12 protein-coding genes are annotated in these 14,212 nt (G+C 70.4%); 10 read left to right on the forward strand and 2 right to left on the reverse strand.

Annotated elements, in window-relative coordinates:
- Positions 1-198 precede the first annotated feature (198 nt).
- Genes ACFY1L_RS32365 through ACFY1L_RS32380 form a run of 4 tightly spaced genes read left to right on the forward strand, consistent with a single transcriptional unit; the run spans position 199 to position 3,796 of the window.
- Positions 199-1,116 carry an ABC transporter ATP-binding protein gene (locus tag ACFY1L_RS32365; protein WP_388831930.1) on the forward strand — a complete coding sequence of 306 codons (918 nt, stop codon included), beginning with the start codon at positions 199-201 and terminating at the stop codon, positions 1,114-1,116.
- A 26-nt stretch (positions 1,117-1,142) separates the two neighbouring features.
- Positions 1,143-1,877 (forward strand): ABC transporter permease, encoded by a 735-nt coding sequence (locus ACFY1L_RS32370; protein ID WP_388832736.1) that lies wholly within the window; start codon positions 1,143-1,145, stop codon positions 1,875-1,877.
- 25 nt (positions 1,878-1,902) lie between these two features.
- Positions 1,903-3,171, forward strand: coding sequence for a sensor histidine kinase (locus ACFY1L_RS32375; RefSeq protein WP_388831932.1), 1,269 nt, complete (start codon positions 1,903-1,905; stop codon positions 3,169-3,171).
- Positions 3,161-3,796 (forward strand): response regulator, encoded by a 636-nt coding sequence (locus ACFY1L_RS32380; protein WP_388831934.1) that lies wholly within the window; start codon positions 3,161-3,163, stop codon positions 3,794-3,796. Before ACFY1L_RS32375 ends, ACFY1L_RS32380 begins: the two co-directional genes overlap by 11 nt.
- Here the strand turns inward: ACFY1L_RS32380 and ACFY1L_RS32385 are convergent.
- Positions 3,793-5,208 (reverse strand): sulfatase, encoded by a 1,416-nt coding sequence (locus ACFY1L_RS32385; RefSeq protein WP_388831936.1) that lies wholly within the window; start codon positions 5,206-5,208, stop codon positions 3,793-3,795. The genes ACFY1L_RS32380 and ACFY1L_RS32385 overlap by 4 nt on opposite strands.
- A gap of 41 nt (positions 5,209-5,249) precedes the next feature.
- A complete protein-coding gene (gene glgX / locus ACFY1L_RS32390) occupies positions 5,250-7,505 on the reverse strand; it encodes a glycogen debranching protein GlgX (RefSeq protein ID WP_388831938.1) in 2,256 nt (751 codons plus the stop codon).
- A 272-nt stretch (positions 7,506-7,777) separates the two neighbouring features.
- On the opposite strand from glgX, the gene ACFY1L_RS32395 reads away from it, so the two are divergent.
- From ACFY1L_RS32395 to ACFY1L_RS32420, 6 genes are all read left to right on the forward strand, one after another.
- Positions 7,778-9,025 (forward strand): Ig-like domain-containing protein, encoded by a 1,248-nt coding sequence (locus ACFY1L_RS32395; RefSeq protein ID WP_388831940.1) that lies wholly within the window; start codon positions 7,778-7,780, stop codon positions 9,023-9,025.
- A 166-nt stretch (positions 9,026-9,191) separates the two neighbouring features.
- Positions 9,192-10,436, forward strand: coding sequence for an Ig-like domain-containing protein (locus tag ACFY1L_RS32400; protein ID WP_388831942.1), 1,245 nt, complete (start codon positions 9,192-9,194; stop codon positions 10,434-10,436).
- Between the two features lie 76 nt (positions 10,437-10,512).
- Positions 10,513-11,280, forward strand: coding sequence for an enoyl-CoA hydratase/isomerase family protein (locus tag ACFY1L_RS32405; RefSeq protein WP_388831944.1), 768 nt, complete (start codon positions 10,513-10,515; stop codon positions 11,278-11,280).
- Between the two features lie 295 nt (positions 11,281-11,575).
- On the forward strand, positions 11,576-12,079 hold the full coding sequence (locus ACFY1L_RS32410; RefSeq protein ID WP_030948532.1) for an ATP-binding protein: 504 nt from the start codon (positions 11,576-11,578) through the stop codon (positions 12,077-12,079).
- A 122-nt stretch (positions 12,080-12,201) separates the two neighbouring features.
- Entirely contained in the window at positions 12,202-13,011 is an 810-nt protein-coding gene (locus ACFY1L_RS32415) for a polysaccharide deacetylase family protein (protein ID WP_388831946.1), read from the forward strand.
- The gene (locus tag ACFY1L_RS32420) at positions 13,011-14,186 is read left to right on the forward strand and encodes a YncE family protein (RefSeq protein ID WP_388831948.1); all 1,176 of its coding nucleotides are present in this window, start codon (positions 13,011-13,013) and stop codon (positions 14,184-14,186) included. The genes ACFY1L_RS32415 and ACFY1L_RS32420 overlap by 1 nt, the downstream gene beginning before the upstream one ends.
- Positions 14,187-14,212 lie beyond the last annotated feature (26 nt).

The following is a 14,212-nucleotide window of genomic DNA, read 5'->3' on the forward strand; positions in this document are numbered from 1 at the left end:
ACGCCCACCGAGTTTTGGCCGGACCGGGATCGGCCTTCGGTCCTACGACCTGCGCGTTCGAGGGGTCGGACGCGGCGGCCCGGGGGCGTGGGCCGCCGTCGGCCGGAGGGTCGTATGCCGCCATCAACCGATCGGTTGATGCCGCTTCGAGCGCGACGGCCGATGTGCCGCCCGCCCGCTCCCCGCGACGCTGATGCCATGTCCGTCATCGAAGTCACCGATCTGCGCAAGAGCTACGGCGGCCGGGCCGTCGTGGACGGTGTGTCCTTCGCCGTCGAGGAGGGCGAGATCTTCGGGATCCTCGGCCCGAACGGCGCCGGCAAGACCACCACCGTCGAGTGCGTCGAGGGACTGCGCGTCCCCGACGGCGGCCGCATCCGCGTCACCGGCCTCGACCCCGTCGCCGACCACGCGCGCGTGTCCCGCGTCCTCGGCGCCCAGCTGCAGCAGAGCGAGCTGCAGGCCAAGCTCACCGTCCGCGAGGCCCTGGAGCTGTACGCCTCCTTCTACCCGAGCCCGCTGGACTGGGCGCCGCTCGCCGAACGCCTGGGCCTGACCGCCAAGCTGACCACCCGGTTCGGCAAGCTCTCCGGCGGCCAGAAGCAGCGCCTGTTCATCGCGCTCGCGCTCATCGGCAACCCCCGCATCGTCGTCCTCGACGAGCTGACGACCGGCCTCGACCCGCGTGCCCGCCGGGACACCTGGGAGCTGATCGAGGACGTCCGCGCGAGCGGCGTCACCGTCCTCCTCGTCACCCATTTCATGGAGGAGGCCCAGCGGCTGTGCGACCGGATCGCCGTGATCGACAAGGGCCGGGTGGCCGCCCTGGACACCCCGGCCGGCCTGATCCGGCGCTCGGCAGGGGCCACCGTCATCAGCTTCACCCCGTCCGCCCCGCTGGACGAACGTGACCTGAACGCGCTCCCCGCCCTCGCCTCGATCGAGTACAGGGACGGCCGCGTCACCCTCTCCGGCACGGACGAGACGGTCAACGCCGTGATCACCCTCCTCGCCCGCCACCACATCACCGCCCACCAACTGCGCGTCCTGGACGCCACGCTCGACGACGCGTTCCTCGACCTGACGAAGGCCGACACGAAGGAGGCAGCGGCATGAGCACCGTCGCCGTACCGAAGAACGGCATGAGCACGGCCGTACTGAGGACCGAGGTCCGCCTGTTCCGCCGTGAACCCGGCGCCCTCTTCTGGATCCTGCTGTTCCCGACTCTGCTGCTGGTGATCCTCGGCTCCATCCCGTCCTTCCGGCACCACGAGGCCGACCTCGGCGGTCTGCGCACCGTCGACGTCTACGTCCCGGTGGCCGTCCTGCTCGGCCTGATCGTCGGCGGTCTGCAGTCGATGCCGCAGACCCTCACCGGCTACCGGGAGCGCGGCATCCTGCGCCGCATGGCCACCACGCCGGTCCGCCCGTCCGCCCTGCTGTCCGCGCAGATGCTGGTGTACGGCGCGGCGGCCCTCGCCTCGGCGCTGCTCGCTCTCGCGGTCGGGCGCCTCGCCTTCGACGTACGACTGCCCGAGCAGCCCTTCGGATACGGCCTCGCCCTGCTGCTGGCCGTCCTGGTCGCCCTTGCTCTCGGATCGGTGGTGTCGGCGCTGTCCCGTACGACGAAGATCGCCGGCGCGATCGGGTCCGCGGTGTTCTTCCCGTCGATGTTCTGCGCGGGAGTGTGGGCACCGGTGCAGACCATGCCGCACGTCCTCGCCCGGATCGTCGAGTGCACGCCTTTCGGGGCGGCCGCGCAGGCCCTCAACCAGGCGGCGGCGGGGCACTGGCCGGGCTGGACCCACCTGGGTGTGCTGGTGGTGTGGATCCTGCTGCTGACCGGGGCCGCGAGCCGCTGGTTCCGCTGGGAGTAGGCGAGGGGCCGTGCAGACTGGGGAGATGACCACCGCGGACGCGCAGATCGACCGGCGCTGGGAGCAACTGCACACCTGGGGGCCGTACGGGCTGCTCGGCGTCAGCGTCGTCCTCGGGGTCGCCTCGGCCGATGCGGGGACCAGCCGGGCCGAGTGGTACACCGCCTGGGCACTGATCACCGCCTCGGTCGCGCTCCAGTTGTGGTGGCACGCCGCCCGGCTCCGCAGGGCCGACCGGTGCCGGACCCCGTCCGGGGCGGGGACGGCGTACTACATCGTCCGCTGGGCGCTCGCCTTCGCCCTCACCTGGCTCAGCCCCTTCTTCGCGTTCTACGCCGCCGCCGGCTACATGGACGCCGACGAGACGATCCCGGGGAGGTTGTGGCAGCGGCTCGGGCTGTTCGCGAGCGCGGTCACCGTGGCCGGTGCGCAGGCCGGGGGAATGCCGTTCGGGAGCCTGGTCCAGTGGATCGTCTTCGCCGGTCTCCTCGTCGCCAACTCCGGTCTGCAGATGGTGGTCGCCCATCTCACCGACCAGGAGCAGCAGCGGGCCCGCGAGCGCACCGTCACCATCGCCGAACTCGAACGCACCAACACGGCGCTGCAGCAGGCCCTCGACGAGAACGCCGCCCTGCACGCCCAACTCCTCGTCCAGGCAAGGGAAGCCGGGGTCGCCGACGAACGCCGGCGCCTCGCCGCAGAGATCCACGACACCATCGCCCAGGGCCTGACCGGCATCATCGCCCAGCTCCAGGTCGTCGCGAACACGCCTGACGGGGACACCGCACGGGAGCACACGAGCCGCGCCATGGACCTGGCCCGGCACAGCCTGGGCGAGGCCCGCCGCTCGGTGCACAACCTCTCCCCGGTCGCGCTGGAGAACGACGGACTGCCCGAGGCCCTGAAGAAGACGGTCGTCGAATGGGGCGAACGGACCGGCGTGCGCGCCGAGTTCACCGTCACCGGCACCACGGAACAGCTCCACGAGGAGGTCGCCGCCACCCTCCTGCGCATCGTCCAGGAAGCCCTGTCCAACGCCGCCCGCCACGCCCGGGCCACCCGCGTCGGCGTCACCCTCTCCTTCCTTGGCGACGAGGTCATCCTCGACATCCGCGACGACGGCACCGGCTTCGACCCCCTCGCCCTCCCGGCCCGCTCCCGCTCCGGCGGCTTCGGCCTCGACGGCATGCGGGCCCGCGCCGAACGCATCGCCGGTGCACTGACCGTGGAGTCCGAACCGGGCCACGGCACGGCACTGTCGGCTCGCGTACCGTTGGTCCGCCATGACCGATGAGTCTCTGATCTCCGTGCTGATCGTCGACGACCACCCCGTCGTACGGGACGGTCTGCGCGGCATGTTCGAGTCCGCGCCGGGCTTCCGCGTCCTCGGCGAGGCGGCCAACGGCGTCGAGGCCCTCGAACGGGCCGCCGCCCTCGACCCCGACGTCGTCCTCATGGACCTGCGCATGCCGGGCGGCGGCGGAGTCGACGCCATCGCCGAGCTGGCCCGGCGCGGCGCCCGCGCCAAGGTCCTGGTCCTCACCACGTACGACACCGACTCCGACACCCTGCCCGCGATCGAGGCGGGCGCGACGGGCTATCTCCTCAAGGACGCCCCGCGCGACGAGCTGTTCACGGCGGTCCGTGCCGCCGCCGAGGGACGTACGGTCCTCTCCCCGGCGGTCGCCTCCCGCCTGGTGTCGGCCGTCCGCGCCCCCGGCAACGAGCCGCTCTCCGCGCGCGAGCGCGAGGTGCTGGCCCTGGTCGCGAAGGGCACGTCCAACCGCGAGATCGCCCGCGAACTGTTCATCAGCGAGGCGACCGTGAAGACCCACCTCACCCACCTGTACGCCAAGTTGGGCGTCAACGACCGCGCGGCGGCGGTCGCGACGGCGTACCGGCGGGGGATTCTCGGCTAGCCGGGATACGGCAGCAGCCCCGCGGCCGTCTTCTCCCAAGCGGCCTTCAGTTCCGCCAGCAACTCCGGCTCGTCCGGGGCCAGATCGGCCTGTTCGCGCAGGTCGGTGCCGAGGTCGTAGAGGTGGTCCTTGCCGGCCGAGTCCTGGTAGTACTTCAAACCCCCGCGCCTGAGGGCCCGGTTGGCCCGTACCCGCCAGAACAGGTCCCGCTCCGGGAGCTGTTCGTCCCGCAGCAGGTACCCGGCCAGGCTCGTGCCGTCCAGCGGGTACGCCGGGTCGGGGCGGGCGCCGGCCAGCTCCAGGAAGGTCGCCGTCCAGTCCGGGGAGAAGTTCGGCTCGTGGCTGACCTGGTTGCCGTCGATGCGGTGCGGCCAGCGCACGATCGTCGGGACGCGGATGCCGCCCTCCTGCAGCACGAACTTCTCGCCGCTCAGCGGCCACAGGTACGACCAGCGCTCGCCGCCGTTGTCGCTGGCGAAGTACACCAGCGTGTGCTCCTCCTGCCCCGAGCGGCGCAGCGCGGTGAGCACCTCGCCGACGGCCGCGTCCAGGCTCTGCACCATCTCCGTGTACTTTGCGACCGAGCCGCCGTCGTAGTGGTTGAGGGCGTTGCTGACCTCGGCCTGGGACTTGGCGGCCCGGATCTTCGCCGCGATCTCGGCCCCGGTCTCCGCGTCGCCCTCCGCGAGCCACGGCCAGTGCGGGGTCGTGAAGTTGAGGTTGAGGAGCCACGGCCTGTCGTGCTCGCGGCTCACGTACTCCACGGCCCGCTCGGTCAGGACGTGCGTGTAGTACCGCAGGTCCTTGTACTCGGCGTCGCCCTCGTAGAGGTCGTGGTCACCGAGCTGCCCGAGCTTGGAGAAGTACTCCAGCACGCCCCCGTGGTTGCCGAAGAACTCGTCCCAACCCGACTTGGTGGGGCTGTAGTCGGGCAGCCAGCCGCAGTGCCACTTGCCGATGAGGGCGGTGGCGTAACCGGCCTTCCTCAGCAGCGAGGCCAGCGTCGGGTGGTTCGGGTCGAGCCCCTGCGTCCTGTTGGCGATCGGCTCGGCGAGCCCGCCCTTCGTACGGCCCGGATACCGCCCGGTGTACAGGCTGAACCGCGTCGGCGAGCAGGTCGCCGACCCCGAGTACGCGTCGGTGAACCGCACCCCCTGCCGGGCCAGCCGGTCCAGGTTCGGCGTCTTGATGTGCGGGGCGCCGTACGAGGAGAGGTCGGCCCACCCGAGGTCGTCGCCGAGGATGACCAGGAGGTTGGGCCGCTTTGCGGACCCGGAGGCGACGCGGGCCTTGAACGGGCGCTCGGCGGGGGCGGATTCAGCGGCTTCAGCGGCAGTGTTCGTACCGGCGACGGCGGTCACGGCACCGCCGCCGACGAGACCACCGAAGGCACGGCGGGAGATCTCAGGCATGCGACCGAGTCTGATCAGGGGGTCGGTGTAATGGCCAGGGATCAGGCCGGGAGTTCATGGACCCGCAACAACAACACCGCCCGCGCCGGAACCGTGATCGCCGTCCCCGCCCGGTGCACCACCCCCGGCGCCTCGCCCTGCGCCTCCCTCGACGTGTCGACCACCACCTCGTACTGCTCCGCCCACGGCGGTCCCGGCAGCACGAAGCTCACCGGGCGGTCGCCGGCGTGCAGCAGGGTGAGGAAGCTGTCGTCGAGGATCGGCGCGCCCCGCTCGTCCCGGCCCGGTATGTCCCGTCCGGACAGATACATGCCGAGCGTGGCGGCGGGCGCGTACCAGTCCCGTTCCGTCATCTCCGTGCCGCGCGAGGTGAACCAGGCCAGGTCGCGCAGGCCGTCCGCGGAGTGCGCCCGCCCCGAGAAGAAGGCCCGGCGGCGCAGCACCGGGTGCCGGTGGCGCAGCTCGATCAGCCGGGAGGTCAGCTCGAACAGGGCCTTCCAGGCCGGCTCCTCCAGCAGCCCCCAGTCCAGCCAGCTGATCTCGTTGTCCTGGCAGTACGCGTTGTTGTTGCCGCGCTGCGTCCGCCCCAGCTCGTCGCCCGCGACCAGCATCGGTACACCCGTCGACAGCAGCAGCGTCGTCAGCAGGTTCCTGAGCTGCCGCCGCCGCAGCGCCCGTACGCGCTCGTCGGGCGTCTCGCCCTCGGCCCCGCAGTTCCACGACCGGTTGTCGTTCGAGCCGTCCCGGTTGCCCTCGCCGTTGGCCTCGTTGTGCTTGCGCTCGTAGGACACCAGGTCGCGCAGGGTGAATCCGTCGTGCGCGGTGATGAAGTTGACCGAGGCGTAGGGGCGGCGACCGCCCCAGGCGTACAGGTCGCTTGAGCCCGACAGGCGGTACCCCAGGTCCCGTACGTCCGGCAGCGCGCCCCGCCAGAAGTCGCGTACGGCGTTGCGGTACCGGTCGTTCCACTCCGTCCACAGGGGCGGGAAGGCGCCCACCTGGTAGCCGCCGGAGCCCACGTCCCACGGCTCGGCGATCAGCTTCACGCGCCGGAGCACCGGGTCCTGCGCGATGACCGCGAGGAACGGCGACAGCATGTCGACGTCGTGCATGGAGCGGGCGAGCGCGGCGGCCAGGTCGAAGCGGAAGCCGTCGACGCCCATCTCCGTCACCCAGTAGCGGAGCGAGTCGGTGATGAGGCGGAGCACATGCGGTTGTACGACGTGCAGGGTGTTGCCGCAGCCCGTGTAGTCGGCGTAGCGCCGGGCGTCCGACTGCAGCCGGTAGTACCCCCGGTTGTCGATGCCCTTGAGCGAGAGCGTCGGGCCCAGCTCGCCCGCCTCCGCCGTGTGGTTGTAGACCACGTCGAGGATGACCTCGATCCCGGCCGCGTGCAGCGCGCGCACCATGCGCTTGAACTCGCCGACCTGCTGCCCCGTCGTACCGGAAGCGGCGTACGCGGCGTGCGGGGCGAAATAGCCGATGGAGTTGTAGCCCCAGTAGTTCTTCAGGCCGCGACGCAGCAGATGGTCCTCGTGCGCGAACTGGTGCACCGGGAGCAGTTCCACGGCCGTCACACCCAGCTCGACCAGGTGCTCGATGGCGGCGGGGTGCGCCAATCCGGCGTATGTACCGCGCAGTTCCTCCGGGATCCCCGGGTGCAGGGCGGTGAATCCCCTGACGTGCAGCTCGTAGATGACGGAGTCCGCCCACGGCGTCTTCGGCCGGCGGTCGTCCGCCCAGTCGTCGTCATCGTGGACGACCACGCCCTTGGGCACGTACGGCGCCGAGTCCCGGTCGTCGCGCACGGTGTCAGCGACCTGCTGCTGCGGCCAGTCGCGGACGTGCCCGTACACCTCGGGCGGCAGGCTGAAGTCGCCGTCCACCGCGCGCGCGTACGGGTCGAGGAGCAGCTTCGCCGGGTTCCAGCGGCCGCCGGTCCACGGGTCCCAGCGGCCGTGCACCCGGTAGCCGTACCGCTGCCCGGGCATCACACCCGGCACGAATCCGTGCCAGATCTCATGCGTCAGTTCGGTCAGCCGGGCCCGCGTCTCCTTGCCGCCCTCGTCGAACAGGCAGAGCTCCACCGCCTCCGCCCCGCCCGCCCACAGCGCGAAGTTGGTGCCCGCCACCCCGTCCGGGCCGACCCGGAACCTGGCCCCCAGCGGTGTCGGCGCACCCGGCCGCACGGGCACGCCCGGCGTCCTGCGCCGCGCGCCGTTGACGGCGGAGGCCGGGCGCTCCTCCTCGGCGGCACGCCCCTCGGCCACCGCCTCCTGCTCGGCTGCGCTGGACACCTGTCGTCCTCCCACGGCTCGCGGAACGACCCCAAAAGAGCGCACGGCGTCCCGGCCGCGGCTCCCCGTCGCGTCGTCCTCCCCACTGTTCTGCCCAGAGCATGGCCAAACGACCCGGGCCGACAAGCAGGCAGGGCGAAGTCACATCCGGCTCGGCAACGCCCCAAAGGGGCGCGGGGCTGAATCAATGGCGGCTCCGCCGCGGGGCGCGACAGCCTGCGGAGCGCCGGGCACTCACGTTTCCCCAGGGGGGCCGCGTCGTTGGGCTCCTCGTGAGGCATGCACAAGGGCGCGCGCGGCGCGCGGGGGCCGCGCTGGCCGCCGTACTGACATGGGCAGGGCTGCTGGCCGGAGCCGCCGGCTGCACTTCGAACCCCAGGGAGGGGATCGACATCAGCGGGGCGCTCGGCAAACCCCCGGCACCCGAGGACGTCATCCGTATCTCCCCGGACGACGGCAGCAAGGGCGTCCGGCCGGACAACAAGCTGCGGGTACGGGTGCCCAGCGGGCGGCTGGAGTCCGTGCAGGTCGTCAAGGACCAGGACGCGCAGGAGTCCGCGGTGCCCGGCCGCATCTCCGAGGACGGCCTGCGCTGGGAACCCAAGGACCCGAAGCTCGCGCTCGCCGCCAGGTACACGGTCGACGCGGTGGCCGTCGACGGCCACGGACGCAGGTCCGCACGGCACACGACGTTCACCACGTACGTCCCCGACGAGCGCTTCATCGGCTACGTCACCCCGGAGAACCGCTCCACGGTCGGCACCGGAATGATCGTCTCCCTCGAGTTCAACCGGGAGATCGACAACCGCGCCGCCGTCGAACGCGCCGTCAGTGTCACCGCGAAACCGGCGGTCGAGATCCGCCCGCACTGGTTCGGCAGGGAGCGCCTCGACTTCCGCCCCGAGAAGTACTGGAAGCCCGGCACCCAGGTCACCGTCTCCCTGGGACTCCGCGACGTCGAAGGGGCGCCCGGCGTCTACGGGTTGCAGTACAAGACGTACTCCTTCACCGTCGGCCGCAGCCAGGTCTCCACCGTCGACGCCGCCGAGCACACCATGCAGGTCCGGCGCGACGGCACACTGCTGGCCACCGTGCCGATCACCGCCGGAGCGCCCAAACACACCACCTACAACGGGAAGATGGTGGTGATGGAGATGTTCGAGCTGACCCGGATGAACGGCGCCACGGTCGGCTTCAAGAAGGAGAACGGCAAGGGCGAGTACGACATCCCCGACGTCCCGCACGCCCTGCGCCTGACCGACTCCGGCACCTTCCTGCACGGCAACTACTGGGCGCCGGACGCCCCCGGACACGTGAACGTCAGCCACGGGTGCGTGGGCCTCAGGGATGTGAAGGGCGGCAGCTCCGACACCCCCGCGGGCTGGTTCTTCGACCGCAGCCTCGTCGGCGACGTCGTCGAAGTCGTCCACAGCAATGACAAAAAGGTCGCTCCTGACAACGGCCTCGGAGGGTGGAATATGGGCTGGAAGGAGTGGAAGGCGGGCAGCGCGGTCAAGTAACCGTTGGGGGAGGCGGGGATCGAGACAGGGACGTCGGTCGATGTTGCGACTGAACGGTGACCTTCACCTGACACGATCCCCAAAACCTTGCGGTTAATATGCGCCAATGCGCGCGCGGAACGCGCCGGGGTGCGGGCCTGACCAGGCCCGGCGAGGGGAGAACGACTTGAACGTGCGGCCGATATCGGGGGCGTCGGTTGACGCACGCGGGCGTGGGGGCCGAGGGCTGTTGGCACTGATATGTGGAGTGCTGCTGCTGGCCGTCACCGCGTGCGGAGGGGGAGGCTCGAACTCCGGATCCGGTTCCGGGGACAGCAAGGGCAAGGATTCGGACAAGGCGCAGAGCAAGCAGTCCGAGGCGGTGGTCGCCATCGCCCCGAAGGACGGCGCGAAGTCGGTCGGCACCAGCGGCGCCCTCAAGGTCAGCGCCACCAAGGGCAGGTTGACCGCCGTCGAGGTCAAGGACGCCAAGGGCGCGGAGATATCCGGGAAGATAACCGACGGCGGTGCGAGCTGGACGCCGTCCACGCACCTGGCGGCGTCCACCAAGTACACGGTGCACGCGGTCGCGAAGGACTCCGAGGGGCGTGAGGCGGCGGAGGACTCCAGCTTCACCACCCTCACTCCGAAAAACACCTTCATCGGCTACTTCACCCCCGAGGACGGCTCCAAGGTCGGCGTCGGGATGCCGTTCTCGATCCGCTTCACCCGGGGCATCACACACCCCGAGGACGTCGAGAAGGCCATCAGCATCAAGACCGAGCCGGCCGTCGACGTCGAGGGCCACTGGTTCGGCAACGACCGCCTCGACTTCCGCCCCGAGAAGTACTGGAAGTCCGGCACGAAGGTCACCGTCAAGCTCAACCTCGACGGCGTCGAGGGCCGTTCGGACGTCTACGGCGAGCAGGTCAAGACGGTGAAGTTCACCATCGGCCGCAACCAGGTCTCCGTGGTCGACGCCAAGACCCACAAGATGAAGGTCATGCAGGACGGCAAGGTGATCAAGACCCTGGCCGTCACCACCGGCAAGCCCGGCTACGACACCTGGAACGGCCAGATGGTCATCAGCGAGCGGCTCCGGGTCACCCGTATGAACGGCGACACGGTCGGCTACGGCGGCGAGTACGACATCAAGGACGTCCCCGACGCCATGCGCCTGACCAACTCCGGCACCTTCATCCACGGCAACTACTGGGGCGGCGACGCCTTCGGCAACTACAACGCCAGCCACGGCTGCGTCGGTCTGCGCGACGTGCGCGGCGGCTACGACAGGGGGCTGCCGGCCGCGTGGTTCTTCGACCACTCGATCATCGGCGACGTCGTGATCGTCAAGCGCTCCAACGACCGCACGGTCGACCCCGACAACGGCTTCAACGGCTGGAACATGTCGTGGGAGAAGTGGAAGTCGTAGACCTCGTTCGATGGACGGCCCCGGTGTGAGGTACGGCACCGGGGCCGTTGTCGTTAGCGCGCGTTAACCTGCCTGCATGACCGTGAATCTCGAAGTCGCCGAAGGCGTCGGCACCATCCGCCTCGACCGTCCGCCGATGAACGCGCTGGACGTCGCCACGCAGGACCGGCTGAAGGAACTCGCCGAGGAGGCGACCCGGCGCGACGATGTACGGGCCGTGATCCTGTACGGCGGGGAGAAGGTGTTCGCGGCGGGCGCGGACATCAAGGAGATGCAGACCATGAGCCACACGGCAATGGTCCTGCGCGCCCGCGCCCTGCAGGACTCGTTCACGGCGGTGGCCCGCATCCCCAAGCCGGTGGTCGCGGCGATCACGGGCTACGCGCTCGGCGGCGGCTGCGAGTTGGCGCTCTGCGCGGACTACCGCATCGCGGCGGACAACGCGAAGCTGGGCCAGCCGGAGATCCTGCTGGGCCTGATCCCGGGCGCGGGCGGCACCCAGCGGCTGTCCCGTCTGATCGGTCCGTCCAAGGCGAAGGACCTGGTCTTCACGGGCCGTATGGTCAAGTCGGACGAGGCGCTGACCCTGGGGCTGGTGGACCGGATCGTGCCGGCCGACGAGGTGTACGCGGCGGCGCACGAGTGGGCGGCGAAGCTGGCGCAGGGCCCGGCGATGGCGCTGCGCGCGGCGAAGGAGTCGATCGACACGGGTCTGGAGACGGACCTCGAGACGGGACTTGCGGTCGAACGGAACTGGTTCGCGGGTCTGTTCGCCACGGAGGACCGCGAGCGCGGGATGCGCAGCTTCGTGGAGGAGGGACCCGGCAAGGCGAAGTTCCTCTGAGCCGTCCCTGACCGGCGGCCGAACTTCCGCCGAACCGCTTGCAATTGACGCGATGTCTGATCCGGGTCCCTCGATGGGGCGGTTTATGGGAGCCTTAAGGCAACCTTAAGTCTGCCTTGTCGAGGGAGGCTGTCGATTGCCTCCGACGGAGCCGTCACCGCAGGTCGGGCAGGGTGTGGAGAGCTCTGAAATGCCTTCGGCATATGCCAACCGACCCATTCGGAATGACGCGTTCCGGGGGGCGTATTCCTCCGGAACGGCCCCGGAGGGCGCTCTGGGCGGCCATGATGGGGGCATGGCGGGGCTGGAGGGCATCGAACAGCCGCGGGGACACGGCCGTGCGACCGCGGCGCGCTGGTCGCCTGCGGTGGAGGACGAACGAGCGCTCAAGGCGCTCGAGTTGTTCGGCAATCCCACCGAGGCCGAGGTCCCCCTGCCGTCCCGCCCGGAGTCCGCGGCCACGGCCCGCCGGCTGGCCCAGGTGGTGGTTCTCCGCCAGTGGGGCCTGACCCCGAAGATGACCGAAGACGCGGTCTTACTCGTCTCCGAGTTGGTGGGCAACGCCGTACGCCACACCGGCGCCCGTGTCTTCGGCCTCCGGATGCGCCGCCGCCGGGGCTGGATCCGCATCGAGGTCCGCGATCCCTCCCGGGGTCTGCCGTGTCTGATGCCGGTCCAGGAGACGGACATCAGCGGCAGGGGTCTGTTCCTGGTGGACAAACTCTCCGACCGCTGGGGAGTCGACCTCCTCCCACGGGGCAAGACGACATGGTTCGAGATGCGAGTGGCGGACCGCTGACGGTTGCCTCCGGCGGTGCGGCAACTCAAACGCCGGACGGGCTGGATTTGCCGCGACCCGAGGAATGTCCCCCTTTCGGGTGAATCGGCTGTTTTCCCGCTCTTCACCCCTTAAATGGTGCGGTGACCTCGACCGACCGCCGAACGGCGCTCCGCAACGGCGCCGGCCTCCTCGCCGCAGGCGCGTTCACCGCAGGGTGCGCCACGAGCGGTGCCGTCGCACACCCCGCCGCCTCCGCACACCCCGCCGCCAAGCCCTCGCCCACCCAATCCCCGTCCGGCGGACCGCCGTCCACCGAACCGCCGGCTCCCGGCCCCCGCAGTTACCCCGGCCAACCCGCCCAGCTCACCCACGGGCCCCGCATCCGACCTCGCGTGGCCCTCACCTTCCACGGACAGGGCGATCCGGCCATCGCCCGCGCCATCCTCACCGAGGCCGAGAAGCACGGCGCCCACATCACCGTCCTCGCCGTCGGCACCTGGCTCGACCAGCACCCGGAGCTCGCCCGCCGGGTCCTCGACGGCGGCCACGACCTCGGCAACCACACCCAGCGCCACCTGGACATCAACGCCATGACCGAGGCCGACGCCCGCGCCGAGATCACCGCCTGCGCCGGCCGCCTCAAGCAGCTCACCGGCTCCATCGGCACCTGGTTCCGCCCCTCCCGCGCCCCCAGGGCCTCCCCGCGCGTCGCCCGCCTGGCGCGCGGCGCCGGTTACCCGCACGTTCTCTCCTTCGACGTCGACTCCCTGGACTTCACCAAGCCCGGCGCGGACGCCGTCACGCGCAAGGTGCTCGCGGAAGTCCGAGACGGATCCGTGGTGAGCCTGCACTTCGGCTACCCGGACACGGTCGCCGCCCTCCCCGCCGTACTGGAAGAACTCACCCGCCGCGGCCTCTCCGCAGTGACCACCACGGAGTTGTTCAGCTGATGTCTCGCACCCGCATCGCACACGCCCTCGTCGCGACCGTCGCCCTCGCCGCCCTGGCCGCCTGCGGCTCCTCCCGCCACGCGGACGAGGCCCTCGGCAGCAAGGCCGCCGTACCGCCCGCCCCGGTCAAGAAGAAGACGGTCCAGGGGCTGCCCGGCATGCCGCCCGTGCTCGACCCGAAGGACGTGTACGCGGCCGACCGCCCGAACCGACTCTCCCCGGTGGTAAGGGACTTCCCGTCCCGCGTCTACGTCCCCAACACCAACTCCGACACCGTCTCCGTCATCGACCCGAAGACGTACAGGGTCATCGAGACGATCCCGGTCGGCACCCAGCCCCAGCACGTCGTCCCCTCCTGGGACATGAAGACGCTCTGGGTCAACAACGACAAGGGCAACACCCTCACCCCCATCGACCCGAAGACCGGGAAGGCCGGCCGGACGGTCTCCGTCCACGACCCCTACAACCTGTACTTCACGCCCAACGGCAAGTACGCCGTGGTCATGGCCTCCCTGGACCGCGAGCTCGTCTTCCGTGACGCGCACACCATGAAGCGGGTGAAGACGGTCCCGGTCAGCTGCTACGGCGTCAACCACGCCGACTTCTCCGCCGACGGCCGCTACTTCATCGTCTCCTGCGAGTTCAGCGGCGAACTCCTCAAGGTCGACACCGAGAAGATGAAGATCGTCGGGCAGCAGCGGCTGCCGTACCACGGCGCCATGCCGCAGGACGTCAAGGTCTCGCCCGACGGCAAGAAGTTCTACATCGCCGACATGACGGCCGACGGCATGTGGATCCTCGACGGCGACAAGTTCACCGAGCCGTCCTTCCTGCACACCGGCAAGGGCTGCCACGGGCTCTACGTCAGCCGCGACTCGCGCGAGATGTACATCTCCAACCGCGGCGAGGGCTCCATCTCCATCTTCGACTTCACGAAGGACCGGCTCACCAAGAAGTGGCACCTGCCCGACGGCGGCAGCCCCGACATGGGCGGCGTCTCCGCGGACGGCAAGGTCCTGTGGCTGTCCGGCCGCTACAACTCCGAGGTCTACGCCATCGACACCCGCACCGGCAGGCAACTGGCCCGCATCAAGGTCGGCAGCGGCCCGCACGGCCTTGCCGTGTACCCGCAGCCGGGCCGCTACTCCCTCGGCCACACCGGCATCTTCCGCTGAAACACGGCAGGTTGGGAAAGCGGGGG

It is taken from the genome of Streptomyces sp. NPDC001663 (assembly GCF_042893105.1).
Taxonomy (GTDB): domain Bacteria; phylum Actinomycetota; class Actinomycetes; order Streptomycetales; family Streptomycetaceae; genus Streptomyces.